The following is a 26,475-nucleotide window of genomic DNA, read 5'->3' on the forward strand; positions in this document are numbered from 1 at the left end:
AGAATCGAACGATGTCCCTGAACCCTGACCTGGCGGCCTACCTGCAACTGGTGGAGGCCGGACGCAGCGCCGGCAAGGTGCTGCCCATGCATGCCCTGTCGGCGGACGAGGCGCGGCGCCAGTTCGAAGAGTCCTCGGCGCTGATTGCGGGCAAGGCCGACGAACCGGACTGCATCAGCGACCTTTCGTTGACCACCCGCGATGGCCATACCTTGCCGGTGCGCTTGTACCGCCCGCCGCAGGCCGACCCTGCACTGGCCGGCGCGGCGCTGCTGTACCTGCATGGCGGCGGCTACGTGGTGGGCAGCCTCGATTCGCATGACACGCTGTGCTGGAACCTGGCGCAGGATGCCGGGCTGCCGGTGATTACCGTGGGCTACCGGCTGGCGCCGCAGTGGCGTTTCCCAACAGCCAGTGACGATGCCCTGGATGCCTGGCGCTGGTTGGTCGAGCAGGCCGAGGCGCTGGGCATCGATGCGCAGCGACTGGCGGTGGTGGGCGACAGTGTCGGTGGTAGCCTGGCTACCATTCTGGCCAACCAGTTGGCTGCGCAGCGCGAGCTGCCGGCACCGCGCCTGCAGGTAATGATCTACCCGGTGACCGATGCCAGTTGCCGGCGGCCTTCGGTGCAGCGCTACGGCAGCGGTTACCTGCTTGAAGCACAGACCCTGGAGTGGTTCTACCAGCAATACGCCACGGTGCCGGCAGACCGTCACGACCCGCGTTTCTCACCGTTGCTGGGCAGCGTCGCCAGCAACAGTGCACCTGCACTGATGCTGATTGCCGAGTGCGACCCGCTGCATGACCAGGGTGTCGCTTATGCACGGCACTTGGAGCAAGCCGGGGTGGCGGTGCAGCTTGCGGTGATCCCGGGAGTGACCCATGACTTCATGCGTATGGGTTCGATCATCGAGGAGGCCGATGAAGGCCTGGCGATGGTGGTCGAGGCATTGCAGCAGCATCTGTAAGGGAGCCTTTCAGGCCTCCATGAAAAAACCGCACCTGGGTGCGGTTTTTTGCGTTCAACGTCAGGCGATCAGAAGCTGTACTTGGCGGTGATGGTGAAGTTGCGTGGGTCACCATACACATCGTACGGGCTCCAGGAGTTGTTGCTGGCAATGCCCTGGTAGTACTTCTTGTCGAATACGTTGTTGAGGTTCAGGCGGGTGTCGAGGTTCTTGTTGACCTTGTAGCCGACCATCAGGCCCACTACCGCGTATGCACCCTGATCGATGTGGTAGTTGCCGAAGCTGTTGCTGCCTTTGTTGAAGATGCTGCTCTGGCCATACACGTTACCGCCCACGCGCCACTGGTTCAGCTCGCCCGGCAAGGTGTAGGTGGTGCTCAGCTTGAACAGGTGTTCTGGCAGGTCGGTGTCGAACTTGGTGCCTTCCTTGTTCTTGTCGGCATCCTTGCGGTACTTGGTTTGCGAGTAGGTGTAGCCGGCGCCGACTTGCCAGTTGGGGGTCAGTGCGCCCATCAACTCCAGGTCGATACCGTGGGTGCGTACCTTGCCCGAGGCTTCGTAGCAGGTGATGTCGACGCAACCTTCCTGGTTAGAAGCTTCCGCGGCGCGGTTTTCCTGGTCGATCTGGAAGATCGCTGCGCTGGCGTTGAGTGCGCCGTCGAAGTACTCGCCCTTGATGCCGATCTCATAGTTCTTGCCTTCGATCGGGCGGATGATGGAGCGGTCACGCGCCAGTTCCGATTGCGGCATGAAGATATCGGTGTAGCTGGCGTAGACCGAGTGGTGGTCGTCCAGGTCGTAGATCACCCCGGCGTAGCGGGTGACGTTGCGGGTGACCTTGTAATCGCTGTTGGTGTAGTAGCCGTCGTTGATTTCGCTGTACACCGACTTGTTGTCGTACCAGTCCAGGCGTGCACCCAGGATGACCTTCAGCGGGTCGGCGATGTTCAGGCGGGTGGTGACGTACGCCCCTTCCTGCTCGACGTGCTCGCTCAGGTTGTAGATATCATCGACATTCGGCTTGTCGATGCCACTGGGGTTGACGCTGAAGAGGCTGTCGACCGGGATGAACACGGTGCCGCCGTGGGCGCTGGTCTTGACTTCGCGCTTGCTGGCGCCCACCACCAGTTCATGCTGGCGGTCGAACAGCTGGAACGGGCCATTGGCATAGACGTCGTAGGTCGACTGGTCGTAGTCGCGGCGCTGGTTGAACACGCGCTGGCGGAACCCCTCGTTGGTTGCCGAACCGGTGCGCTCGAACACGGCACCTTGCATGGCGAAGTCCGACCAGTTCTTGGACGCTGCCAGGTGCAGGCGCCAGTCGTTGTCGAAGCGGTGATCGACCTCGGCGAACACCGTAGTGTTATCGATGTCCTGGTAGCTCCAGTCGTAGCCCATATTGCGCGAGCGCGAGTAGCCCACATGGCTGCCATCGCGATTGACCGGCAGGCCACCCCAGTTGATGTTGTTGTTGTCGTTCTGGTTCGACGCGCCCACGGTCAGTGTGGTGTCGTCCGTCAGGTCGAACTCGGTGATGCCGTAGAACAGGCCGCGTTCGCGACCGGCGTAATCCTGGTAGCTGTCCTTGTCGTTGTAGGCGCCGACGAAGCGGCCACGGACGCTGCCGTTGTCATTCAGGGGGCCGCTGAGATCGAGCTCGCCGCGGTAATTGTCCCAGCTGCCGGCCGAGCCGGTGACGCTGCCCTGGAAATCCTTGGTAGGGCGTTTGCGCACCATGTTGATGGCTGCCGACGGGTTGCCGGCACCTTGCATCATGCCGGTGGCGCCTCGCACGATCTCGACGCGGTCGTAGGGCGCCATGTCGGCCGCGGCGACCCAGTCGGCGTTGTAGGTGGTGGGCAAGCCATCGAACATCAGGTTGTTGATGGGAAAGCCGCGGGAAAAGTACTCGCTGTTGGCCGGGCGCGCCGCCGACATGCGCAGACCAGGAGTGGCCTGGACCACGTCGTCGAGGCTACGCATCGACTGGTCGTCCATGCGCTGGCGGGTGATGACGGTGACGGCCTGCGGGGTTTCGCGCAGGGTCAGTGGCAGTTTGGTCGCGGTCTGCATGCTGCCAGTGGTATAGGAACCGGTGTTCTCGGTGGTTTGCCCCAAACCCTTACCATCGATGTTGGTTGCCCCAAGTTCCACCGCAGCGCCCCCCTCCCGGGTGTGGATGGTGACTTGGTTGCCTTGGATCTGATAGCTCACACCGGTACCCTGCAGCAGCCGCGACAGGGCCGCGGCGGGCTCCATCGCACCGGTCAGTGCGCTGCTGCGCTTGCCTTCCACGTCCTGTGGGCTATAGAGCACCTGCAGGTTCGATTGCGAGCCGAAGGCCAACAAGGCGCTGGCCAGCGGCTGGGCCGGCACGTTGAACTGGACCTGTTGGGCCTGGGCGATGGCCGGCAGGCCCGCCAGGCCGACGGCCATTGGCGCTGCAAGGCGCAACGAGCGGCGAATGACCAGCGCCAGAGCGTGGGGGCGAAGACGTTGTGTTGGCATTTTTTCAAAGCCCTTGAGTGTCAGATGTTAATAGTATTAATTCTTGTTATTGATTGGGACGCACTCATCGGCCAAAACCGGAAAAATTAAATGCAATCTGCGACGCGGTTCTCCTGTTGGACCTTGCCTGCCGCCATGTGGATGAGCTGGTCGGCGACGTCGAAGTAGCGGTCGTCGTGGCTGATCACGATGATGGTCTTGCCCAGGCGCTTGAGGTCCGGCAGCAGCTCTGTGTAGAAAATGCGCCGGAACGTCGGATCCTGGTCGGCGGCCCATTCGTCGAACACCAGCACCGGGCGCTCCTCCAGCCAGGCGCTCACTAGCGCCAGGCGCTTGCGTTGGCCAGTGGACAGGTCGGTGGTGCTGAACACGCCGTCACGGATGCTGACCTTGTGAGCGATCTCCAGGCGCTCCAGGTAGCGACTGGCGTCGGCAGGTACTGGCCGGTCACCCTGGATGACATCGTCGAACAGGTAGTAGTCGGCGAAGATGGTGGTGAACAGCTGCCGGTAGTCGTCACGGTTTTCGGCCGTCACCGGCTTGCCGTCGAGGCTGATCGTGCCTTGCTGAGGTGCGTATAGGCCGAGCAGCAGCTTGATAAGGGTGGTCTTTCCGCAACCGTTTTCGCCGACAATGAACACGATGTCGCCTTGCTTGATGCTCAGGTTCACCGGACCCAGATGAAACGGCTCACTGCCTTCCACACGGGGGAAGGTGTAGCTGACGTCCTGCAGCTGCAGGGTGTGCAGGCCCTTGTCGGCGGCGCGGGTGTCATCCAGCAGCAAGTGCGGCTCGGGCGATGAGAACTGGCGTGACAGTTCGGCGATGCGGCGGAAGGCGATCTGGGCCTTGCTGATGATCGGCAGGGTGCTGATCAGGTGTTCCAGCGGGCCTTTCATGTACAGCAGCACCAGCACGAAACCGCTGGTGACGCTCTTGTCGCCTGTGGGCCACAGCGACTGCATGGCCAGGGCCACGGCGATGACCACGAAGAACAGCATCGACCCCAGGGTCTTGGCGATTACGAAGGTGTTGATCGAGCGTACCTGGGTGGCGCAAATACGGTTGGCGGTGTCCTGGATGCCGTGCTGGAACATGCGTTTGCGGCGTGGGCGGTGAATGCGCAGTTCCTTGGCACCTTCGGCGATCGCGCTGTAGTGCTTTTGCAGTTCATCCTCGGCTTCTCGGGCGCTTTCGAAGCCGCGCACACCCCACGAGCGGGCAACGAACTGCATGACCGAGCCGATGCCGATGGCCACCAGGATCACCAGGAACATCGGTATCGACAGGTGCGCCAGATAGCCCAGGCAGCCCACGGTGACGGTGAGCGAAACGGCCAGGGGCGCGAAGACGAAGGCGAAGTCGCTGATGGTGTCGACGTCATGGGTCAGCACTGGGATGAGACGGTGGCTGCGGTAGCGTTCGATCTGGTCGATCGGCGCTGCCAGCACCTTCTCGCCCAGCTCACGGCGCAGGCGCGCGATGATGTGCTGGCCGACCCAGTTGGTGCCCATGTCCGAGCAGATCGAGCTGAACAGCGCCAGCAGGCACAGCCCGGCAAAACCCAGGACCACGCCTTGAGTCAGGCCGGTGTCGCTGTGCAGGGCCGAGTTGATGGTCGCCAGCAGGGCGGTGACACTGAGGCCACCGACCATGCCCAGGATGATCGAAACCGTCACCAGGGGCCAGAAGGGTTTGAGCAGGCCGAACAGTTCGCTGACGGCGCCACGTGGTTTACTGGTCATGGGTGTCTCCCGAATCACGCGTGGTTAGGGGCCATCAGAGTTCGCGAGCGACCCGGAAGCCGAGGAAATCGCCGCGCACATCGGGGGCGCGGTTGTTGCGGTTGCCGGAGCGCGAGAACACCGGGGCTTCGCCCCAGTCGTTACCACGCATCACTCGCACGCTGCAGTCGCCGCCGGACCAGACGCTGCCATCGCTCGGCGCACCGTCGTAGCCGTCGTGCCAGCAGTCGGCCGTCCACTCATACACGTTGCCGTGCATGTCGTAGACACCGAAGGCGTTGGCCGGGTAGCTGCCGACCGGGGCGGTGTACGAGTAACCGTCGGTGGGGCCGTAGGTGTTGGCGTGCTGGGCGATGCTGTACGTGGAGGCGTCGCCGTTATCGAAGGGGAAGGGGAACGGGCCGGTTGAACCGGCGCGCGCGGCATATTCGCGCTCGGCTTCGCTGATCATGCGGTAGGTGTGGCCGGTTTTTTTCGACAGCCACTTGGCGTACTGCTCGACATCGAACCAGCTCACGCACACGGCAGGCTGGCGCGGGCCCTGTTTGTAGGTTGGCTTGCTGGCGGCGCAGAAGCGCCCCGGGCGGGTGTCGCCGTCGGCGATCTTTACCCCGCTCTCGCGGATATAGGCATCCAGTTCGCCTGCGGTGACATGGTAGCGGCTGATGGCGAATGGTTTGGCAAAGGTCACGGTGTGCTGTGGACCCTCATCGCCCTCGCGCCCGGGCTCATCCTCGGGCGTACCCATCACGAAGCTGCCGGCGGGCAGCACCACCATTTCCGGGCAGGCCGCCTTGCAGTCGCGGAAGACTTCGCCTGGGGTGGGCTGGCTGGCGGCCTGCGCACTGGCGGCGCCCAGACCAAGCACGGCCAGGCAGCACAAGTGGCGCAAGCGAGGCGTGAACCGGGGGGATGAGATGAGGCGTGCATCATCGGACATGAAGTAGATTCCGTCAGCTGTTGGCTAAGAAAAATCAGGCGCGCAGGCGTTGGCCCAGGACATCGACCAGGCGGTCGATCTCGGCTTCGGTGTTCAACAGGCCAGGCGCGGTACGCACGACCGGCCCGACATCGCGATCGACCGCATCGACCACGATGCGCTGGCTGTTCAGGTGCGCTGCTATGGCCTCGACGTCCTGGCCCTTGACCCGGAAGAAGGTGAAGCCCGCTGAATGGTTAGGGCTGCGCGGCGTCACCAGTTCGATGGCGCGGTGCTGCGCGAGGCGCTCCTTGAGGTAGTCGTTGAGGCCATGGATGCGTGCCTGGATCGCCGCCTTGCCGTGCTGCAGATGCAGCTCGAATGCCTTGCCCAACGCCCAGCGATGCTCGAAGGCGTGGTAGCCACCTGGGGTCATGGTGGTGGCAAAATCCTCATTCTCCGAGAAGGTGGCGAAGGTGGGCGTAAGGTGCTTGAGCTCGGTGGAGGCGGCGCAGATGATCCCGGTGCCTCGTGGGCCGAACATCCACTTGTGGGTGCCGGCGATGAAGTAGTCACACTGCAGGTCGGCGAAGCGCATGTCTTCGACGCCGAAGCCGTGCACGCCATCGATCACGTAGAGGATGCGGTCGTTTTCGTCACGGTTGCGGTTGGCCTCGTGGACCAGGGCGCCGATCTGCCCGACGGGCAGTTTCACGCCACTGCCTGAATGCACCCAGGTCATGCCCAGCACACGGGTTTGCGGCTTGATGGCGGCAGCAATGGTGCTTAGTACCTGGTCGTCGGAGACCTTGGCCGGGTCGTCGAACAGGCGCAGCTTGCGCACCTGGGTGCCGTCACGCTGGCTGCGATAGGCGAGGATGTTGCGGGTGGAGTAATGCTCGTGTTCGGTGGTCAGGATTTCTTGCTGCGGGTTCAGGCGCAGGCCGCCGTAGATCATCCCGAGGCCTTCGGTGGTGCTGCCGGTGAGGGCGATCTGGCGTGGCTTGACTTCAAGATAGCGGCCTGCCCATTCACGCACCTCGGCTTCGTGCTTCCACTCGCTCTGGGTGTCCCACTCGACGCAGCGTGCCGGGTGCTGGTCAAGTTGTGCGCGAAGGCTTTCGATCGCTTCGCGCACGGGGCGCGGGTGCGAGGTGATGAGGAAGTTGGCGAAGTGCGCGTAGTGGGGGTCGAGCTCGAACAGTTGGCGAAAACCGCTCCAGGCATCCGTGGCCGGAGGCGTGCGCGGCGCCGCCTGGGCGCTGCCCAGCAGTTGGCCGGCCAAGGGCAGCCCGGCTGCAAGTAGGCTGGCCTGCTTGAGGAAAGTACGACGGTCGTTCATGGGCGGCTCGCAGCTCAACGGGAAGAGGTGGCGGTCGGGCGTGCAGCGTTTTGCACTTGGCCCCAGACCCGTAGGAAGTTGCCACCCCATAGCTTGGCAATATCGGCTTCGCTGTAGCCGCGGCTGATCAGCTCGGCGGTGACGTTGCGCGCCTGGCTGGCATCGTTCCAGCCGGCGATGCCGCCGCCCTCGTTGAAGTCCGAGGCAATGCCGACGTGGTCGATGCCGACCTTGCGTACTGCGTAGTCGATGACGTCGCCGTAATCCTTCAGCGTTGCCTGGGGTTCTTCCTCAAGGATCGCGTACAGCGCTTCGGCGTACTGGCCGACTTTCTGCTCGGGCCAGCCGGCGATGATCGGGTCGCCCGGCATCAAGGCATTGGCCTGGTTGACCAGGGGCGGCAGACCGTACTCGGCGCGCAGGCTGTTCAGGCGCTCTTGCGACTTCTGGGACAGCGGCTTGATGTAGGTGCCGAAGGCAACGATCTGGATGACCCCGCCGGTGCCCTTGATCAGTTGCATTTCCTTGTCAGTGAGGTTGCGTGGAATGTCAACGGCGGCCCTGGGGGCCGAATGCGAGGCCACCACTGGCGCACGGCTGAGTTCGACCACCTGGGTCAGGGCCTGGGTCGACATCTGCGAAACGTCGATGATCACGCCCAGGTCATTGAGCCGTTGCACCGCCTGGCGGCCGATGGCAGACAAACCGCCGAGGGCATCTGGGGTGTCATTGAAGAATGGCAGTGGGCGTGAGGAGTCGGCCCAGTTGTTGTTGCCGATGTAGTTGAAGCCGAACATGCGCACACCACGGGCAGCCCAGGTGTCCAGCTGGCTGAGGTCGTCGCCCAGGGCATAGGCGTTGAGCATGCTGATGAACACCGCGAATTTGCCTTCCCCGTGCAGGCGCCGCATGTCGTCGGGGGTATAGGCGACACCGACCTGGTTGGGGAAGTCTCGCACCATGGCGCTGATGGCGTTGTAGCGCACTTCCTGGGCATGCCGCCCGGCATCGACGAAACCGTCGGTGGGGTGGTGCGGGCCGTTGTCGCCGGTCCAGGACTCGGGCCAAGCGAAGACGGTCAGGGCAGCGCCGGACAGTCGCCCGCGCGCGGCTTTGGCCAGGTCGAACTGGCCCGGGCCATCCTTGTCAGCTTCGCGGCCTTCGGTGCCGAAGTCCAGCGGCAGGGTGAGATGGCTGTCGAACGAAATGATCCGCTCTTGCAGATCATTGGCCTGGCGCACGACCTCTATGGGGTAGCCGTCCTTGTCGAAGTGGTACCAGGCAGCCGCTCCGGCACCGACGGTCAAGGTGGCGGCCAGGCTGATATACAAGGCTTTTTTCCAGCGTGCTGTCGTCATTTCGGTCTCAGTAGGTTCACCGCAGAGGTTCGGGCCTGGGGCCATTGCTACCTGGAGGGAACGAGTGCACGCGGCAGAAATTTAACCGGCCCTCCTGTCTCCGGCGCGCCGCCAGGGCGGTTAAATTTTCTTGCCAGCTCAACGTTCTAGCCTTCGATGGGCCGTGCTAAGCGGCCACAACGACTGGCACAGGTAGTTCAATGACGATTTCTCGGAGAGGCTTCATCGCGGGCGTGGCACTGGCGGGCGTTACGGTGCCGGGGGCGCTGTATGTCCAGCGTCAGCTCACCCGAGAGGAATTCCCGGAAACCCCCGGCGAGGCGGTCGTGGAATTGGCCGACACGGCGACCCAGCAACTGGGCGACACCTTGCGCGGCATCTGGCGCTGGTCGTTCAAGGGGGCGCAGGCCAGCTTGCCGGGCCTGCAGGGCGAGACGCTGGAATTGTTCATCGATGTTGCGCAGAAGGGCCGCAGCATTCGCGGTTACCTCGATACCGCCGAGCGCTTGCGCAGCAGTGGCGAGCCACGTTATCGGGTGCTCGGCGACTTGCCTGCCGACAAGCCGGGGCGGTTGCGCTGGCGCTTGTTCGACAGTGCCGATGGCGGCCGCATGCCGCGCTACGAGTGCCATCTCGTGCTGGATGAAGTGTGGGGGGTATTTGGCAATGCGGGGCCGGCCACCCTCAATGGGAGCATCCTCGACCTTGAGCGGCCATTGGCCATGCCCGAGCAGGACAATCGCTTCCTGGCCCACAAGCAGACCTTTCCCGAAGCCCGCGAACGCACCGCCTTGTCGCCGGCGATGATCGATTGGCTGATCGCGCCGGAGCATCGCCTGTTCCACCAGCTGTGGCATGCCTCCCGTGACAAATGGCACAAGCTCGACAAGGACAAGCGCAACGCCTTGCGTGGCCTGGGCTGGCAGCCGGGGCCGCGTGACCGTGAACGCGATGCCCGTGGCCGGCACAAGGACCGCAACGGCTCGGGTGAAGACTTCCTGTTCATGCACCGGCACATGCTCGGCGCTGCACGGGCCATCCAGGACCTGCCGTCATGGCCGCGCTTCCCCTTGCCACAGCCTGACCTTGAGCGCGATCGCCTGGGTTTCGCGCGTTACTTCGATAATCATGACGGCAACGCCTTGCCACCAACCTGGTTGGCTTACGATGATGACGAGTACACCCAGTGGGTGCGCGATATCAAAAGCGCCGAAACCTTTCATGGCAATTTCGAGGTGTGGGAGTCGCGTTACAGCGACCCCCAGTACCTGTCCCGGCTGACGTTGGGGCAGTTCGGCTCGGAGCTTGAACTGGGCTTGCACGACTGGCTGCACATGCGCTGGGCCTCAGTCCCACGTGACCCGAGCAACGGCATGCCGGTGCCGATGGCGCGCACGCCGGATGATTTCGCGGCGCGCTGGTATGGCGCGCAGAACGACTTTCTCGGGGACCCGTTCTCTTCCCACGTCAACCCTGTGTTCTGGCGCTTCCATGGCTGGATCGACGACCGTGTCGAGGACTGGTTCCGCGCCCATGAACGATTCCACCCTGGCGCAGTCACGCGCCTTGAGGTCAATGGCGTGCCATGGTTCGCGCCGGGGCGCTGGGTGGAGGTCGCCGACCCTTGGCTGGGGCCGGACACCCACGGCTGCAGTAACGTGCCGGGGCTGCGCCCAGGGCGTAGCGTGGAGATGGACCCGGAAACCATGAAGCTGGCCTTGCGTCTGATTTACAGCGACGAGGAGCGCTTTGACGGGCTGGTAGGCAAAGTGCCGCGCCGCCCCTGGTATGCTCGCCACCTGAAGGTCAGGCAGCGGTCGTGAACACCAGGATAGCCTGGCGCCCTAGCGCGTCGGGCTATCCGCTTGCCAGCCACCGCCCAAGGCTTTGTAAAGGGCCACGCTGGCCTGCAGTTGGCTTAGCTGCAGGCGGGCCTGCTGGTCCTGGGCCTGGTACAGGCTGCGCTGGGTGTCGAGCACGGTCAGCAAGGTCTCGGCGCCGGCGCGGTAGCGGCGTTCGGCCAGCTGGAAGGCGATGCGTGATTGTTCAACTTCCTGATCCTGCCACTGGCGTTGACGGTCCACCCCTTGGGTGGCGTTCAGTGCTTTTTCTACATCGGCGAAAGCGGCCAGGATGCTGGTGCGGTAAGCCTCCAGCAACTCTTCCTGTTCGGCCTCGGCCAGTTGCTGCGCGGCGCGCAGACGGCCTCGGTTGAACACCGGGGCGACCAGGCCACTGGTCAGGGTGTAGTAGGGGCTGTCGAAAATCTGCGCGAAGGTGCTGGCGCCGCTGCCGAATTCCACGCCCAGCGTGAGTTTGGGCAACAGGGCTGCCCTGGCGACCTGCACATTGGCGCTGGCCGCGGCCAGGCGCGCCTCGGCGGCTGCAATGTCGGGGCGACGCGCCAGCAGCTCGCTGGGCACGCCACTGGCGATGCGAGGCCAGCGCAGGTCAGCGAACGCTGCGGTACTGGTCGGCAGTTGTTGCACCGGTAGCCCCAGTAGCGTTGCCAGGGTGACCTGGGTGTCTTGCCACTGCTGCTCAAGTAGCGGCAGTTGGCGTTGCTGAGCGGCCACCAGGCTGCGCTGCTGGGCCAGCTCGAGTTGGGTGCTGGAGCCGGACTGCTGGCGGGCTTCGACCAGGCTCAGCACCGCTTGGGCGTTGCGCAGGTTGAGTTGGGCTATACGCAGCTGTTCTTTGAGAGCCAGGCTTTGCAGGTAAGTGTCGGCGACGCTGCCGAACAGGGTCAGCTTCACGGTCTGGCGGTCCAAGCGGCTGGCGTCGAGGCTGCGCAAGGCGCTGTCGCGGGCACTGCGCAGGCCGCCCCAGAAATCGATTTCGTAGCTGGCGCTGAGGTTGGCATCGAACGAGGTGCTGGTGCGCTCACTGCTGCTGGCATCGAGCTGATCGTTGCCCTCGCCGCGAAGCAGGCGCTGGCGGCTGGCATCCAGGCCGAACTGCACCTCAGGCAGCAGCGGCGCGCCGGCGATTACTGCCCGCGCCTGGGCCTGGCGTACCCGGGCTGCAGCCGCGGCCAGGTCGTGGCTGTTGTTTCGGGCAATCTCGATCAACTGGTCAAGCTCTGGGCTGGCGAAGGCCTGCCACCAGCGTTGATCAGGCAGTGCCTGTGCCTTGCTCGCAGTAGGGCTTTGCCAATCGGCGGGCGGGGCGATGCCCATAGTTGGTGGCGTTGGCGTGGAGCAGGCGAGGAGTGACAAGCTCAGGGGCAGCAGGCAAAGGTGGCGTGGCAATGTCATGGGCTATTCGCTGGTAAGGGCTTTGACCGGGTCAAGGCGTGCAGCCTTGCGTGCTGGCATGAAGCCAAACACCACCCCAGTGATGACGGCGCAGGCAAATGCGCCAACAATGGCAGGCAGGGCGAACGCCACGGCAATGTCGGCCAGGGTAAGGCTGGCGCCGACCACCAGGGCCAGGGCGATGCCGGTCAGGCCGCCAACCATCGACAGCATGATCGCCTCGCTCAGGAACTGCCGGAGGATGTCGCGCTGGCGGGCGCCGGTGGCCATGCGGATACCGATTTCACGGGTGCGCTCGCGCACGGTCATGAGCATGATGTTCATCACCCCGATACCGCCGACCAGCAGCGAGATGGCGGCAATGGCCCCGAGCATCAACGACAGGCTGTTCTGCGTGCGCGCCTCGGCCTGGATCAGGGCGGCATCGTTGGTCAGCTCGAAATCGTGTTTGCCCTGGTGGCGCTGGCGCAGCAGGCGGTCGATGGCCGCTTCGGTGTCCTTGACCTGGCCTGAGTCGCGCGCGGCAATGGCGATATAGTCCGGGTCGCGGTGGCCGAACAGGCGGATGGCCGCTGCCGAAAATGGCACCACGATGCGCCCGTCGCTGTCCTGGTCGCCAGAGCTGGCGCCTTTGCCGGCAAGGATGCCGACCACTTGGAACGGTACATTGCCGATCAGCAGGTACTGGCCGATAGGGTTGCTGCCAGGGGCAAGCATCTTTTCCCGGACTTTCTGGCCGATCACAGCCACCGCTGCGCTACTGGCCTCGTCAGTCTCGGTGAAAAAGCTGCCTTCAACGGCCGGCCAGTTGAAAATCTCCGGGAAAAAGGTGTTGTTGCCGCCCACGTAGAATTGCTGGCTGTTGTTGCCGTGGCGGACCATCATCTTTTCGCCGAGCACAGGCATGATGTGTTTGACCTGCGGCAGCTCACCGATCGCCGCAACATCGTCCAGGGTGATGCGCCCAGCCGGTTCGCGCAGGGTCGGGGGGCTGCCATTGAGGTATAGGATGTTGGAGCCGAAGGCGGCCATCTGTGCCATTACCTGGCGTTTGCTGCCTTCACCGACAGCCAACATCACCACCACCGATGCGACTCCGATGATGATTCCGAGCAGGGTCAGTGCCGTGCGGAAGCGGTTGATCCACATCACTCGCCATGCCGCCTGCAGCGATTCGAGCAGTTCACCTTTCCAGGCACCGTGCTGGGTTGCGCCACGGTCCAGGCGCTGGCGCAGTTCTTCTGCCTGTATGCCTTTGTGGGCATGGGCGGGCGGCTGGTCGGCGGCAGAGTCACTGATCACCAGGCCGTCGCGAATCTCGATAACCCGGTGCGCCCGGGCAGCCACTTCGCGGTCGTGGGTGATGAGGATGATTACATGGCCCTGGCTGGCCAGCTCGTCGAGCAGCGCCATCACCTCGGCGCCGCTATGGCTGTCGAGGGCGCCGGTCGGTTCGTCGGCCAGGATGATGTGGCCACCGTTCATCAACGCCCGGGCAATCGAGACCCGCTGCTGCTGGCCACCGGATAATTGATGCGGACGGTTGGCGGTGCGGCTGGCCAGGCCCAGGCGGCCGAGCAGGGCGCTGGCGCGGGCCTGGCGTTCGGCGGCTGGGGTACCGGCATAGATGGCTGGCATCTCGACGTTTTCCTGGGCTGAGCCGGAGGGGATCAGGTGGTAGCCCTGGAACACGAACCCGAAGGCCTCGCGGCGCAGCCAGGCCAGTTCGTCGCTGTCCAGCTCGGCAACGTCCTTGCCGGCGAAGCGGTAGCTGCCGGCACTTGGGCGATCGAGGCAGCCGAGGATATTCATCAGGGTCGACTTGCCGGAGCCGGAGGCGCCGACGATGGCGACGAATTCGCCGGCATGCACGCGCAGGCTGATGCCGCGCAGGACTTCTACCCTGGGGGTGTCGACACCGCCGTACGCTTTACGGATGTCACAGAGCTCGATCAGGGGCGTGGCCATTCAACCTCCGCTGGCGGCAGGAGCGCCGATGACCAGTCGATCACCTTCACTGAGGCCATCGAGGATCTGCACCCGCAAGCGGTCGCTCAGACCGGTGCGCACCTTGCGCTGTTCGACCTTGCCGTCGCGGCCGAAAACCTGGGCCAGGCGTAGTCCTTCGCTGTCGCTATCGTCCAGTGCGGCCAACGGGGCACTAAGCACCTGGCTGGCCTGGCCGACGACGAAAAACACCTGGGTGGTCATCTCTGCCATGAGGGCGCCATCGGGGTTGTCCACGTCCAGCAGCACGGTGTATTGCACGACTTGGCTGCCGGTGGCGCCGGCGGTGGCGCTGGCTGGGCTGCCGCCGCCCTGGCTGGTCTGGTCCAGTGGCTTGGGCGGAATGGGCAGCACCTGGCGCACGGTGCTGGTCCAGCGGCGCTTGCCGCCGGCCAAGGTGGTGAAGTAGGCGGTCATGCCAGGCTGGATCTTGCCGATATCGGCCTCCGAGACCTGGGCCCAGACGGTCATGGGGGACAGCTTGGCGATGCGCAGGATCAGCGGCGTTTGTTGCTGGGCGTTGAGGGTCTGGCCTTCACGGGCATCCACTGCCACTACCGTGCCGTCCATAGGGGCGAAGATGCGTGTGTAGCCCAGTTCGGCTTCGTCGCTGCGCAAGCTGGCGTTGGCCTGGCGGATCTGTGCCTGGTACATGTCGATGCGTGCCTGGGTCACGTTGAGCTGGGCTTCGGCCGTTTGCAGGTCTTCTTCGCGTGTGGCGCCGACCGCTGCCAGGTCGCGCTGGCGCTTGAGCTGCTGTTGGGCGAGTTTGAGCTGGGCGCGCTGCTCTGCCAGCTGCGCCTTGAGATTATCGATCGAGAAGCGCCCGGCATCGAGCTTGGCCTGCTGCGTGGAGGGGTCGATCTCGACCAGCAACTGCCCTTTGTGGACTTGATCACCGACCTCGACGTGCAGGTTGCGGATCTGCCCGGAGGCTTGTGCACCGACGTCGACGTAGCGCCGCGGCTGCAGCGTGCCCAGCGCTGTTACGCTGCTCTCGATGTCGGCGCGGGTGACGGCAACGGTACTGACCGGCTGCGCGCCGAACGGCAGGGATGTCCAGGCCAGCAGGCTGCCAAGGCCAAGCAGGCCCAGGCCGCCGAGGAGGAGGCGACGGCGAGTGTGGGTTGAGCGTCTCATGCGGACTTCCAGCCAGGGATAAAGGCCACGCGCAGCCAATCACGGTGCGCAGGGAGGTCACAGTTAGACGAAGGCTGGCAAGGCAGATTTAGCCAGGATAGTACGCGCCGGTGTGTTGCTGAGAATAATTATAATTTGTAGTATTCCACACTGATATCACTCAGTCCCCAAGCTGCTGATCAAGGGCCGGCAGGACGCCCTCAGGTACCCTCGTGGAACATTACTATCGTGAACTGGTGAGCTTTCTGTCTGCACGCTTGGGTAGCCGTCAGGCGGCGGAGGACGTCGCTCACGATGCTTATCTGCGGGTCCTGGAGCGTACCGGCAGCGAACAGATCGAGCATCCGCGTGCGTTCTTGTATCGCACCGCGCTGAACCTGGTTGTCGATCGGCACCGGCGTCAGTTGGTGCGCCAGGCCGAGCCGCTCGATGCCCTGGATGCCGATAGTCGGCTGCATAGCTCTGAATTGCAGCATGACCTGCAGTTGGACCAGCGCCTGGCACTGATGCAAAAGGCCCTTGATGAGTTGAGCAGGCCCTGCCGTGACAGTTTTCTGTTGCGTAAAATCGAGGGGCTGTCCCATCAGCAGATCGCCGATCGGCTGGGCATCTCGCGCAGCCTGGTGGAAAAGCACATCGTCAATGCCATGAAGCACTGCCGGGTGCGCATGCGGCAATGGGAATCCTGATTGCCAGGTTAAAGGCAAATGCAAATTCCGTCAGTCAATCACTTGATTTATGCGGCTTTCCCGACTTCTATCAAAGAAGACCGCTGCCAGGCATGGCCCTGGCAATAGCCGTTACCGGCGCAGTATGGTCATGGAGCGTGCCCATTACCTAATGGCCCAGGTCCGACCATGGCAAACAAGACCCTGCGCATCCTCATCGCCGATGCACACCCGTGCCAGCGCCTGCAACTGGAGCGGTTGCTCAATGGCCTGGGCTATTACCGGATAGCCCCCGTGGATAGCTTCGAGGAACTGCAGCGCCTGGTGCAGTGCGCCTTGCAGCCCTTTCACCTGTTGCTGGGCAATATCGAGTTGGCCAGCCATTGTGGCGTAGATCTGGAACGCTTCTGCCGCGTCAGCACACAAATCCAGCATGCCCTGCTTTACCATTCCAGCCAGTTGAAAGTGCCAGCAGTGCCGCAGACCGAGCGCCAGGCGGTCAGCCTGAGCCTGCCTCAGGCGCCCGATAACGAGGCGCTGGAGACGTTCATGGCAATCATCGACGCCCCGATGGTGGTCGGCAAGCTACCGCTGCCGGGCACGCTGCCAGCCAGTACCGCGCGGCCACGGCCGCGAGCCAACTTCGCGCATACGGTGTTCAACCGCTAGCGGTGCTGCCGGTGGGGCAATCGGGCAGCTATTTGTTATGCTCTTGCCCTTTGCCGATCTGCGGACCCTGCCATGACTGCCATCGATACCGCTCGCCCGCCCCGGTTCAGCCGTGGCGACCATCGGACCCTGGGCCTGGCGGCGCTGGGCGGCGCGCTGGAAATCTACGACTTCATCATTTTCGTGTTCTTCGCGCTGACCCTCAGCCAGCTGTTCTTCCCGCCCGAGATGCCCGAATGGCTGCGCCTGCTGCAAAGCTTCGGAATCTTCGTCACCGGCTATCTGGCGCGGCCGCTGGGCGGCATCCTGATGGCGCACTTCGCCGACCATCTGGGGCGCAAGCAGGTATTCAGCCTGAGCATCCTGATGATGGCCCTGCCGTGTCTGCTGATCGGTGTGATGCCGACCTATGCCGACATCGGCTATGCCGCCCCGCTGATCCTGTTGGCCTTGCGTATCCTCCAGGGGGCTGCCGTAGGCGGTGAAGTGCCAAGCGCCTGGACGTTCGTTGCCGAGCACGCGCCAAACGGGCGGCGCGGCTATGCCCTGGGCTTTCTGCAGGCCGGGCTGACCTTCGGCTACCTGCTGGGGGCGCTGACCGCAACCTTGCTGGCCCAACTGTTCACCCCGCAGGAAATCCTCGATTACGCCTGGCGCTACCCGTTCCTGTTGGGTGGGGTGTTCGGTGTGATTGGTGTGTGGCTGCGCCGCTGGCTCAGTGAAACACCGGTGTTCCTCGCCCTGCGCGCTCGCCAGGAGCAACCTGTGACGTTTCCGCTGAGGCGAGTGCTGGGCGAGCACCGCCGGGCGTTGATCCCTGCCGCGTTGCTGACCTGTGTGCTGACCTCGGCGGTGGTGGTGCTGGTGGTGATCACGCCGACGGTGATGCAGCAGCGCTTCGGCATGACTGCCGGGCATACCTTCGCCCTCAGCAGTGTGGGCATCGTCTTCCTCAACATTGGCTGCGTGCTGGCCGGGCTGCTGGTCGACCGTGTGGGTGCCTGGCGCGCGCTGATGCTGTATAGCCTGTTGCTGCCGCTGGGTATCGGCGCGTTGTACGCCAGCCTGGTGGGGCAGTGGGGCATGACCTGGCTGGCCTATGCGCTGGCGGGGTTGAGCTGCGGCGTGGTGGGGGTGGTGCCCTCGGTGATGGTGGGGCTGTTCCCGGCGCAGATCCGCGTATCGGGCATTTCCTTCACCTACAACGTGGCCTACGCAGTGTGGGCCAGTACCACGCCGCTGGCACTGATTGCGCTGATGCCGTGGAGCCCGTGGGTGTGTGTCGGGTTTTGTCTGATCATGGGCGCGGTGGGGCTGCTGACAGCCTTGTATTTCGGGCGCCGTGAGCCATTGGTGTTTGCGGCGGAGCCGATGCCGGTCATGTGCGGCGACAAATGAGCCGGTAACGGCTGCGGGGCATTGGGGCAGACTTCCAGGTGGGGGCTATTGGAATAACCTATTAGCCAAATTTAACCTGGAAGGTTAATTTCTCATGGAAAAGAGAATGCCTCATTGCCCGCTGGAGCGGGTAAAAGCCCTGGCTGCGGCAAGGCGAATCCGTCCTACGGGTGCTGCATTGAAAGGCGCCAAGGCGCTGGGAATGGATTTTCCGGGCATGCTTGAGGTGATCACCAGCTTAAAGCGCACTGATTTCTACAAGAGCATGACCAGCCATATTGACCACCAGGTTTGGCAGGATGTGTATCGCCCGCTTACAGCAATTGGGTACGTTTATTTGAAATTGTCCGTGGTAGACGACGTGCTCATCGTGTCTTTCAAGGAGTTGTAACCATGAGATGTCCAATATGCGGCGGCTCGGAGCTTGCACCTGACATTCAGGGCATGCCCTATAGCTACAAAGGCGAGATGACAGTGATCCCGGAGGTAAGTGGCGATTACTGCTCTGCATGTGGTGAATGCGTACTGAGTCATGATGAAGCCATGCGCGTCAGTCACTTGATGACGGCATTCGAGCGCCAGGTCAACGCAAATGTTGTGGATCCTTCCTTTATTGCCTCCATACGCAGAAAGTTCGACCTCGACCAGCGTGAAGCGGGGGAAATCTTCGGTGGTGGGGTCAATGCGTTCTCCCGTTATGAAAACGGCAAGACCACCCCGCCAGTGGCGTTGGTGAAACTGCTCAAGCTGCTGGATCGCCATCCAGAACTCTTTGAGGAAGTGCGTACTGCCTGATAATGGCAGCCAACAAAAAGCCCCCGGCTCATGAGAACCGGGGGCTTTTTGTTGCCGCAAGGGCAGGGGCCTTACTTACATGTTCGGGTAGTTCGGCCCGCCAGCGCCTTCAGGGGTGACCCAGGTGATGTTCTGGGCCGGGTCCTTGATGTCGCAGGTCTTGCAGTGCACGCAGTTCTGCGCGTTGATCTGGAAACGCTTGTTGCCGTCTTCCTGGGTGACCACTTCGTACACGCCTGCCGGGCAGTAGCGCTGGGCAGGCTCGTCGTACAGCGGCAGGTTGCTGGCGATCGGTATGCTCGGATCGGTCAGCTTCAGGTGGCAGGGTTGCTCCTCTTCGTGGTTGGTGCTGGAGAGGAATACCGAGCTGAGCTTGTCGAAGCTGAGCTTGCCGTCCGGTTTCGGGTAGTCGATCTTTTTCGAGTCGGCGGCCAGCTTGAGGCAGGCATAGTCCGGCTTGGTGTCGTGCAGGGTGAACGGCAGCTTGCCACCGAACCAGTTCTGGTCGACATAGTTGAACGCCGCGCCCAGCAGCGGGCCGAACTTGTGCATGGCCGGGCCGAAGTTGCGGCTGGCGAACAGTTCTTCGTACAGCCAGCTGGCCTTGAAGGCGCTGACATAGCTGTTCAATTGATCGCCGCCTTCGCTACCGGCAATCAATGCGTCGGCCACTGCTTCGGCGGCGAGCATGCCGGACTTCATCGCGGTATGGCTGCCCTTGATCTTGGCCACGTTCATGGTGCCCAGGTCGCAACCGATCAGCGCGCCACCATTGAAGACCATTTTCGGCAGCGAGTTGATGCCGCCCTTGGCCAAGGCGCGGGCGCCGTAGCTGATGCGCTTGCCGCCTTCGAGGTACTGGCTGATCACCGGGTGGTGCTTGAGGCGCTGGAATTCGTCGAACGGCGACAGGTAGGGGTTGGCGTAGGACAGGTCGACGATCAGGCCGACCACCACCTGGTTGTTTTCCAGGTGATAAAGGAACGAGCCACCGGTGTTTTCCTTGGCCACCACGTCCAGCGGCCAGCCGGCGGTGTGCACCACCAGGCCCTGTTCGTGCTTGGCCGGGTCGATTTCCCAGATTTCCTTCAGGCCGATGCCGTAGTGCTGGACGTCGGACTCGCTGTCGAGGTTGAAGCGCTTGATCAGCTGCTTGCCGATGTGGCCACGGCAGCCTTCGGCGAACAGGGTGTACTTGGCGCGCAGTTCCATGCCCGGGGTGTACAGGCCATCCTTGGGGTTGCCTTCACGGTCGACACCGAGGTCGCCGGTGACGATGCCGCGGACCACGCCGTTGTCGTCGAACAGCGCTTCCTGGGCGGCGAAGCCCGGGTAGATCTCCACACCGAGGTTCTCGGCCTGCTGGGCCAGCCAGCGGCACAGGTTGCCCAGCGAGATGATGTAGTTGCCATGGTTGTGCATGGTCTTGGGCACGAACAGGTCAGGCACCTTGGTCGCGCTGCCGGCATCCTTGAGCACGTAGATGTCGTCGCGCTTCACTTCGGTGTTCAGCGGTGCGCCGAGCGCTTTCCAGTCGGGGAACAGCTCGTTCAGGGCGCGGGGCTCGAACACTGCGCCAGAGAGGATGTGGGCGCCGACTTCAGAGCCTTTCTCCACCACGCAGACGCTGATTTCGCTACCGGCTTCGGCGGCCTTCTGCTTCAGGCGGCAGGCGGCGGACAGGCCCGCCGGGCCGGCGCCGACGATGACCACGTCGAATTCCATGTATTCGCGTTCCACTGGTTCTCTCCTACTCATCAAGGCTCGTGCTGTTGCTTTGTCTTATGGGTGCGGGGCATTCGCAGCGGTTCTACGCAACGGCGGAACTGTAGCTGGGCAAATGACGGACTACACCGTTTTCTCTTGGCCGCGCATTATATCTACACCACTTGGCGGGTCCAATACAAACGTTTGTTTGAATTTGCCGCAGGCCAGTAAAATCACAGGAACGCGGCTGGAGGGTGACCGATTTGCCGTATTGACCGGAATGGGTGTTACGGTCAAGATACGAGCGGTTTTACGTTCGCCGTAGGCTAGCAGCCGGGCGCAGGTACACCTCTAAAGACCAGGTGTGGAGCAGGGTTTTGCGGGCTTAGGCCGGTTTGTAGTGGAGTTTACACGCCACGACAGGAAATGACCCGTGAGGATTTGTCGCAAGAGTCCGGACAAGACTGTTTGGTCACTGTGAAATTGCTGCCTCCCGATACGTTTTTAGAGGTGCCCTTGTACCCACGCGCATCGCAGGGCTCTGCCCCAGGCGACTATCTATTCACCGGAGAGTAACGAGGAATCCATGAAGGTTCTTGTAGCTGTCAAACGAGTGGTCGACTACAACGTCAAGGTTCGCGTCAAAGCGGACAACTCCGGCGTCGACCTTGCTAACGTCAAGATGTCCATGAACCCCTTCTGCGAAATCGCCGTCGAAGAAGCCGTGCGCCTGAAGGAAAAAGGCGTTGCGACCGAGATCGTCGTCGTTTCCGTCGGCCCGACCACTGCCCAGGAGCAACTGCGTACTGCCCTGGCCCTGGGTGCCGACCGTGCCATCCTGGTAGAAGCCGCTGACGAACTGAACTCCCTGGCCGTGGCCAAGGCGCTGAAGGCCGTTGTCGACAAGGAGCAGCCGCAGCTGGTCATCCTCGGCAAGCAGGCCATCGACAGTGACAACAACCAGACCGGCCAGATGCTGGCCGCGCTGACTGGCTTCGCCCAGGGTACCTTTGCCTCCAAGGTCGAAGTTGCTGGCGATAAGCTGAATGTCACCCGTGAAATCGATGGCGGCCTGCAGACCGTTGCGCTGAACCTGCCCGCGATCGTCACCACCGACCTGCGCCTGAACGAGCCACGCTACGCGTCGCTGCCGAACATCATGAAGGCCAAGAAGAAGCCGCTGGAGACTGTTACTCCAGACGCACTGGGCGTTTCCCTCGCCTCCACCAACAAGACCCTTAAAGTCGAAGCGCCTGCTGCCCGCAGCGCGGGTATCAAGGTCAAGTCGGTGGCCGAACTGGTCGAGAAGCTGAAGAACGAAGCGAAGGTAATCTAAATGACTATCCTGGTTGTCGCTGAATACGAGAACGGTGCCGTAGCCCCGGCCACCCTGAACACTGTCGCCGCAGCCGCCAAGATCGGTGGTGATGTGCACGTGCTGGTCGCAGGCCAGAACGTCGGCGGCGTTGCTGAAGCCGCTGCCAAAATCTCTGGTGTTGCCAAGGTGCTGGTGGCTGATAACGCCGCCTACGCCCACGTCCTGCCGGAAAACGTCGCGCCGCTGATCGTCGAGCTGGCCAAGGGTTACAGCCACGTGCTGGCCCCGGCTACCACCAATGGCAAGAACATCCTGCCGCGCGTTGCCGCGCTGCTGGACGTGGACCAGATCTCCGAGATCATCTCGGTCGAGTCCGCCGACACCTTCAAGCGCCCGATCTACGCGGGTAACGCCATTGCCACCGTGCAATCGAGCGCGGCCATCAAGGTGATCACCGTGCGTACCACCGGCTTCGACGCCGTGGCCGCCGAAGGTGGTTCGGCTGCCGTCGAGGCTGTTGGCGCTGCGCACAACGCCGGTATTTCGGCTTTCGTTGGCGAAGAGCTGGCCAAGTCCGACCGCCCAGAGCTGACCGCTGCCAAAATCGTCGTTTCCGGCGGCCGTGGCATGGGCAACGGTGACAACTTCAAACACCTGTACAGCCTGGCCGATAAGCTCGGCGCCGCTGTCGGTGCTTCGCGCGCCGCAGTCGATGCAGGCTTCGTGCCGAACGACATGCAGGTTGGCCAGACCGGCAAGATCGTTGCGCCACAGCTGTACATCGCCGTTGGTATCTCCGGCGCGATCCAGCACCTGGCCGGCATGAAAGACTCCAAAGTGATCGTGGCGATCAACAAGGACGAAGAAGCGCCGATCTTCCAGGTGGCCGACTACGGCCTGGTCGCTGACCTGTTCGAAGCGGTTCCGGAGCTGGAAAAGCTGGTCTGATCCGCCTGCTTCACTTATAAAGAACCCGGCCCTCGCTTTGAGGGTCGGGTTTTTTTATGGGTTGAGGAGTAAGGCATGACGTTGCGCGGAACGGGCAGGGTGCTGGCGTGCGTGGCGCTGTTGCTACCATCACTGGCTATGGCAGCAGGCAAATGCGAGCGCCTGGTGGCGACCGGTAGTCCTGATGCGCCGCCCTATTCGTGGCAAGACCCGAAAGACCCCGGGCACCTGATAGGCGCCAACGTCGACCTGTTGCGCCAGGTGGCTGACGAACTGGGTGTGAAGGTCGAGGTGCTGAGTGCCGGTCGCCGTGATCAGGCGCTGGAAGAGGTGCGCAGTGGGCGCATGGACCTGCTGCTCGACACCCCTTTGGAGGTGGAGCAACTGACCGCGCTGGACTACATCCATCCGCCGTTGCAGCTCAATGAGTACCTGGTGTGGACCCGCCATGATGCAGCGGTGACCTTTGATGGCCCGGCCGACCTGGCCAGGTACCAGGGCAGTTTGTCCGAGCGTGCGCGTCTGACCCCGGCCTTTACCGCGTTCGCCAGAGCCCAGCTCAAGCTGGTGCCGGCGCAGAACCTGACCCAGGCGTTCCAGAAACTGGTACTCGGCCAGGTCGACTATGTGCTGGCTGGCCGTTACTCCGGTATGGCCATGGCCCAGAGCCTGGGCATGAGCAATGACCTGATAGCCCGCGGCTTGCCGGTGGACAGGCCAGGCCTTTACCTGGCGCTGTCGCACAACTCGGCGTGCAATGACAGCTGGTTGCGTGGGCAATTGGCAAAAAAACTGACAGAATTGCCGATCTCTGGTGCATCCGAAGCTGTGCTGCAACGTAATGTCGAGCGCTGGAAAGCGCAGTTGCAGGTACCGGCGGACGCCCCCAAACACTAGGAAGATTGCGTGAGAACCCAACCACTAATCCTTGCCCTGGCCGTGCTCGGCCTGGCTGGCTGCGCCAATGATCCGGCCCCTGACGAGCAGATGCGCATTTCCGAACAGGCACTGGACCAGGCCAAGGCCGTCGGCGCCACTGAGCAGGTCGAAACGCTGAAACTGGCTGAAGACAAGCTGGCCCGCGCCAAGGCCAACATGCTTACCCAGGACTACCGCGATGCGCGCATGCGCGCTGAGCAAGCCGAGCTGGATGCGCGCCTGGCCGAGGCCCAGGTGCTGAACCAGAAGAGCGAAGAGCAGCTGCAGGTGCTGCAGTCGCGGGTCAAGCGCTTGCGCAAGCAACTGGAGGTGCAGCCATGATCCGTCGTACGCCTTTGGCTGCACTGGCATTGTTGGCACTGACGGCAGGTTTGCAAGGTTGCGCCAGCCAGCGCAGCAGTGCCGCGCTGGATGAGGCCACCGTCGCCTTCCAGGGGGTCAAAGATGATTCCGATGTGCTGCGCAGCGCGCCGCGTGACGTGATTCGGGCGGGTGAGTCGCTGGCTCGCGCCGAGCGCCTGTCCAGTTACATCGGCACCGGTTCCGATGTGCGGCATTATGCTTACCTTAGCCAGCGCTACAGCGAGATTGCCCGCGAGCATGCCAAGCTTGCGCTGAACCAGGAGCGCCAGGCCAAGCTCGACCTGGAGCGCCAGCGCCTGCAGCTGGCCTTGCGTGAGGCCAAACTGGCCAGCGTGCAGCAGCAGGGCAAGTGGGTCGAGTCGCAGATTGCCGCGTTGGCTTCGGAGCAGGCCGACCGTGGCTTGGTGATGACCTTGGGCGATGTGCTGTTCGATACCGGTAGTGCCGACCTGAAGAACTCGGCCAGCCGGACTGTGCTCAAGCTGGTGCAGTTCCTGCAGCTCAACCCGCGCCGGGTAGTGCGTATCGAGGGCTATACCGACAGTACTGGCGCGGGCGAGGAGAATCTCAAGCTGTCGCGCGACCGGGCGCAGTCCGTGGCCGACATGCTTGTGGACCTGGGCATCGACGAAAAGCGCCTGCAGGTTGAAGGCTATGGCGACCAGTACCCGATCGAGGCCAATGCTTCGGAGCGGGGCAGGGCGCAGAACCGTCGGGTGGAGATCGTATTCTCCGATGACAAGGGTCGGCTCGCACCGGCGCGCTGAGTCTTGTAGAAATGGGCCGCTTTGCGGCCCGTTTTATGTCGGTTTAATCGTTTCGATAGCTGTCACGCTGTTGTATTGTCGACTACGTTGCAATCTGTCCCAGTACACTTTGCAACTGTTACGGTATCCTCTACCGTCAGTGCCCCGTACAAGAACAACGAGCATGTCGACATGACCAACCTGCTGCTGTACCAGCGTATCGCCCAGCAACTGGCCGACGATATCCGTCGCGGTGTCTACCAGCCAGGCGAGCGGGTACCCTCCGTGCGCAAGATGAGCGCCCAGCTCAATGTCAGCCATGCCACGGTGTTGCAGGCCTATGCCAATCTCGAGGACCAAGGGCTTATCCGGGCGCGGCCGCAGTCTGGCTATTACGTGCACCAGACCCCTGCCTTGACCGCGCAAACACCGGACATCGCTCGGGTGGAGCGCCCGGGCCTGGTCACGCGCGCCAGCATCATCCAGCAGGTGCTGACTGAGGCGCGCCGCGATGGTGTGTTCCCGTTTGGTGCTGCTGTGCCGCATGTCGACTACCTGCCAGTGCGCGCCCTGCATCAGCAAATCGCCAAGGTGACGCGCTTCCATAGCCCGCGCGCCTTCAGTTACATGTTCAGCCCCGGTTTCGAGCCGCTGCGCCGACAGATCGCCATACGCATGCGCGATGCCGGCGTGCTGGTTGATCCGCGCGAAGTGATCGTGACCCATGGGTGTGTCGATGCCCTGCAGATGTCGCTGCGGGTGCTGACCCGCCCAGGTGACCTGATCGCCGCCGAGTCACCGACCTATTACGGCTTGCTGCAGCTGGCTGACCTGCTGGGTTTGAAGGTGATCGAAATCCCCAGTGACCCGTCCACCGGTATCAGCCTCGAAGCCTTGCAACTGGCGGCTAACCAATGGTCGATCAAGGCGCTGGTGCTCACTGCGCGCTTGAGCAACCCGCTGGGCGGCACCGTTCCCGAAGAGCGCCAAAAGCAATTGCTGCGCCTGGCCTCGGACTTCGATATCCAGATCATCGAGGATGACATCTACGGTGAGCTGATGTTCGAGCAGGGCAAGACCAAGGCGCTGAAGGCGTTCGACCGGCTGGACCGGGTGATCTACTGCTCGAGCTTCTCCAAGACCCTGTCCCCTGGCGTGCGGGTGGGCTGGATGATCGCCGGGCGTTACCAGGACGAGATTCAGCGCCTGCAGACGTTTACCACCCACTCGGCCTGTAGCGTGACGCAGATGGGCGTGGCAGCCTACCTGGAAAATGGCGGCTACGACCGGCATCTGCGCTACATACGCCAGGAATATCGCAAGAACCTCAGTGCCTATCAGCTGGCAGTGCAGCAGCACTTCCCCGAGGGTACCCAGATGACCCGGCCGACAGGCGGCTTCATCCTCTGGGTGAGCTTGCCGGGTCGGGTCAATACCCAAGAGCTGCATGTGCGCGCGCTGGAGCAGGGCATCAGCATTGCACCAGGCCTGATATTCAGTAACACAGAGCAGTTCAACCACTGTGTCCGACTCAATTGCGGCATACCTTGGAATAAAGAGGCCGAGCGGGCTGTGATTACGCTCGGTTTGCTGGCGCAGCAGTTGTGCAGGGAGACTGCGGTCACGCTGTTGTAAGGCTTGCAAGCCGCCTGTGGAACAGGGAGCATAGGCATTTTTCCTG

22 protein-coding genes are annotated in these 26,475 nt (G+C 62.9%); 13 read left to right on the forward strand and 9 right to left on the reverse strand.

Going from position 1 to position 26,475, the window contains the following annotated elements; translation table 11 throughout:
* The first annotated feature begins 11 nt into the window (after positions 1–11).
* Positions 12–968: an alpha/beta hydrolase gene (locus QYE47_RS11920; RefSeq protein WP_014590251.1), complete on the forward strand. Its 957-nt coding sequence runs from the start codon at positions 12–14 to the stop codon at positions 966–968.
* 68 nt (positions 969–1,036) lie between these two features.
* Here the strand turns inward: QYE47_RS11920 and QYE47_RS11925 are convergent, their stop codons facing one another.
* From QYE47_RS11925 to QYE47_RS11945, 5 genes are all read right to left on the reverse strand, one after another.
* A complete protein-coding gene (locus tag QYE47_RS11925; RefSeq protein WP_010954972.1) occupies positions 1,037–3,475 on the reverse strand; it encodes a TonB-dependent siderophore receptor in 2,439 nt (812 codons plus the stop codon).
* 86 nt (positions 3,476–3,561) lie between these two features.
* Positions 3,562–5,220 (reverse strand): cyclic peptide export ABC transporter, encoded by a 1,659-nt coding sequence (locus tag QYE47_RS11930; protein ID WP_019437862.1) that lies wholly within the window; start codon positions 5,218–5,220, stop codon positions 3,562–3,564.
* 34 nt (positions 5,221–5,254) lie between these two features.
* On the reverse strand, positions 5,255–6,160 hold the full coding sequence (locus tag QYE47_RS11935) for a formylglycine-generating enzyme family protein (protein ID WP_014590253.1): 906 nt from the start codon (positions 6,158–6,160) through the stop codon (positions 5,255–5,257).
* Between the two features lie 34 nt (positions 6,161–6,194).
* Entirely contained in the window at positions 6,195–7,481 is a 1,287-nt protein-coding gene (locus QYE47_RS11940) for an aminotransferase class V-fold PLP-dependent enzyme (protein WP_014590254.1), read from the reverse strand.
* 14 nt (positions 7,482–7,495) lie between these two features.
* Entirely contained in the window at positions 7,496–8,839 is a 1,344-nt protein-coding gene (locus QYE47_RS11945) for a dipeptidase (protein ID WP_014590255.1), read from the reverse strand.
* Between the two features lie 200 nt (positions 8,840–9,039).
* Between QYE47_RS11945 and QYE47_RS11950 the strand changes: the two genes are divergently transcribed.
* Positions 9,040–10,662, forward strand: coding sequence for a twin-arginine translocation signal domain-containing protein (locus tag QYE47_RS11950; protein WP_014590256.1), 1,623 nt, complete (start codon positions 9,040–9,042; stop codon positions 10,660–10,662).
* A gap of 21 nt (positions 10,663–10,683) precedes the next feature.
* Here QYE47_RS11950 and QYE47_RS11955 read toward each other — a convergent pair whose 3' ends face one another.
* From QYE47_RS11955 to QYE47_RS11965, 3 genes are read right to left on the reverse strand one after another with little or no spacing between them, the layout of a single operon-like run.
* Entirely contained in the window at positions 10,684–12,096 is a 1,413-nt protein-coding gene (locus QYE47_RS11955; protein WP_019437858.1) for an efflux transporter outer membrane subunit, read from the reverse strand.
* Between the two features lie 3 nt (positions 12,097–12,099).
* Positions 12,100–14,064 (reverse strand): MacB family efflux pump subunit, encoded by a 1,965-nt coding sequence (locus QYE47_RS11960; protein WP_010954965.1) that lies wholly within the window; start codon positions 14,062–14,064, stop codon positions 12,100–12,102.
* The gene (locus QYE47_RS11965) at positions 14,065–15,243 is read right to left on the reverse strand and encodes an efflux RND transporter periplasmic adaptor subunit (protein WP_014590258.1); all 1,179 of its coding nucleotides are present in this window, start codon (positions 15,241–15,243) and stop codon (positions 14,065–14,067) included.
* Between the two features lie 212 nt (positions 15,244–15,455).
* Between QYE47_RS11965 and QYE47_RS11970 the strand changes: the two genes are divergently transcribed.
* The 5 genes from QYE47_RS11970 (at position 15,456) to QYE47_RS11990 (ending at position 18,773) form a co-directional block, all read left to right on the forward strand.
* Positions 15,456–15,932 (forward strand): sigma-70 family RNA polymerase sigma factor, encoded by a 477-nt coding sequence (locus QYE47_RS11970; RefSeq protein WP_014590259.1) that lies wholly within the window; start codon positions 15,456–15,458, stop codon positions 15,930–15,932.
* Positions 15,933–16,100: 168 nt separating this feature from the next.
* Positions 16,101–16,580 (forward strand): hypothetical protein, encoded by a 480-nt coding sequence (locus tag QYE47_RS11975; protein WP_014590260.1) that lies wholly within the window; start codon positions 16,101–16,103, stop codon positions 16,578–16,580.
* Between the two features lie 72 nt (positions 16,581–16,652).
* Positions 16,653–17,978, forward strand: coding sequence for an MFS transporter (locus QYE47_RS11980; protein ID WP_014590261.1), 1,326 nt, complete (start codon positions 16,653–16,655; stop codon positions 17,976–17,978).
* A 94-nt stretch (positions 17,979–18,072) separates the two neighbouring features.
* The gene (locus QYE47_RS11985) at positions 18,073–18,369 is read left to right on the forward strand and encodes a type II toxin-antitoxin system MqsR family toxin (protein ID WP_041166873.1); all 297 of its coding nucleotides are present in this window, start codon (positions 18,073–18,075) and stop codon (positions 18,367–18,369) included.
* 2 nt (positions 18,370–18,371) lie between these two features.
* Positions 18,372–18,773: a type II TA system antitoxin MqsA family protein gene (locus QYE47_RS11990; RefSeq protein WP_003254235.1), complete on the forward strand. Its 402-nt coding sequence runs from the start codon at positions 18,372–18,374 to the stop codon at positions 18,771–18,773.
* A gap of 75 nt (positions 18,774–18,848) precedes the next feature.
* On the opposite strand, the gene QYE47_RS11995 is transcribed toward QYE47_RS11990, so the two are convergent.
* On the reverse strand, positions 18,849–20,531 hold the full coding sequence (locus QYE47_RS11995) for an electron transfer flavoprotein-ubiquinone oxidoreductase (RefSeq protein ID WP_080557776.1): 1,683 nt from the start codon (positions 20,529–20,531) through the stop codon (positions 18,849–18,851).
* A gap of 535 nt (positions 20,532–21,066) precedes the next feature.
* Here QYE47_RS11995 and QYE47_RS12000 point away from each other — a divergent pair.
* The 6 genes from QYE47_RS12000 (at position 21,067) to QYE47_RS12025 (ending at position 26,429) form a co-directional block, all read left to right on the forward strand.
* A complete protein-coding gene (locus tag QYE47_RS12000; protein ID WP_014590265.1) occupies positions 21,067–21,816 on the forward strand; it encodes an electron transfer flavoprotein subunit beta/FixA family protein in 750 nt (249 codons plus the stop codon).
* Positions 21,817–22,746: an electron transfer flavoprotein subunit alpha/FixB family protein gene (locus QYE47_RS12005; protein WP_003254230.1), complete on the forward strand. Its 930-nt coding sequence runs from the start codon at positions 21,817–21,819 to the stop codon at positions 22,744–22,746.
* Positions 22,747–22,821: 75 nt separating this feature from the next.
* Complete coding sequence (locus QYE47_RS12010) at positions 22,822–23,643, forward strand: ABC transporter substrate-binding protein (protein ID WP_014590266.1); 822 nt, start codon at positions 22,822–22,824, stop codon at positions 23,641–23,643.
* A 9-nt stretch (positions 23,644–23,652) separates the two neighbouring features.
* Positions 23,653–24,006, forward strand: a complete 354-nt coding sequence (locus tag QYE47_RS12015; protein ID WP_003254227.1) for a DUF4398 domain-containing protein — start codon at positions 23,653–23,655, stop codon at positions 24,004–24,006.
* Complete coding sequence (locus QYE47_RS12020; protein WP_010954955.1) at positions 24,003–24,815, forward strand: OmpA family protein; 813 nt, start codon at positions 24,003–24,005, stop codon at positions 24,813–24,815. Before QYE47_RS12015 ends, QYE47_RS12020 begins: the two co-directional genes overlap by 4 nt.
* 171 nt (positions 24,816–24,986) lie before the next feature.
* Positions 24,987–26,429: a PLP-dependent aminotransferase family protein gene (locus QYE47_RS12025; protein WP_003254223.1), complete on the forward strand. Its 1,443-nt coding sequence runs from the start codon at positions 24,987–24,989 to the stop codon at positions 26,427–26,429.
* Positions 26,430–26,475 lie beyond the last annotated feature (46 nt).

The sequence above is a fragment of the Pseudomonas sp. 2,4-D genome (assembly GCF_030418155.1).
GTDB lineage: Bacteria > Pseudomonadota > Gammaproteobacteria > Pseudomonadales > Pseudomonadaceae > Aquipseudomonas > Aquipseudomonas alloputida.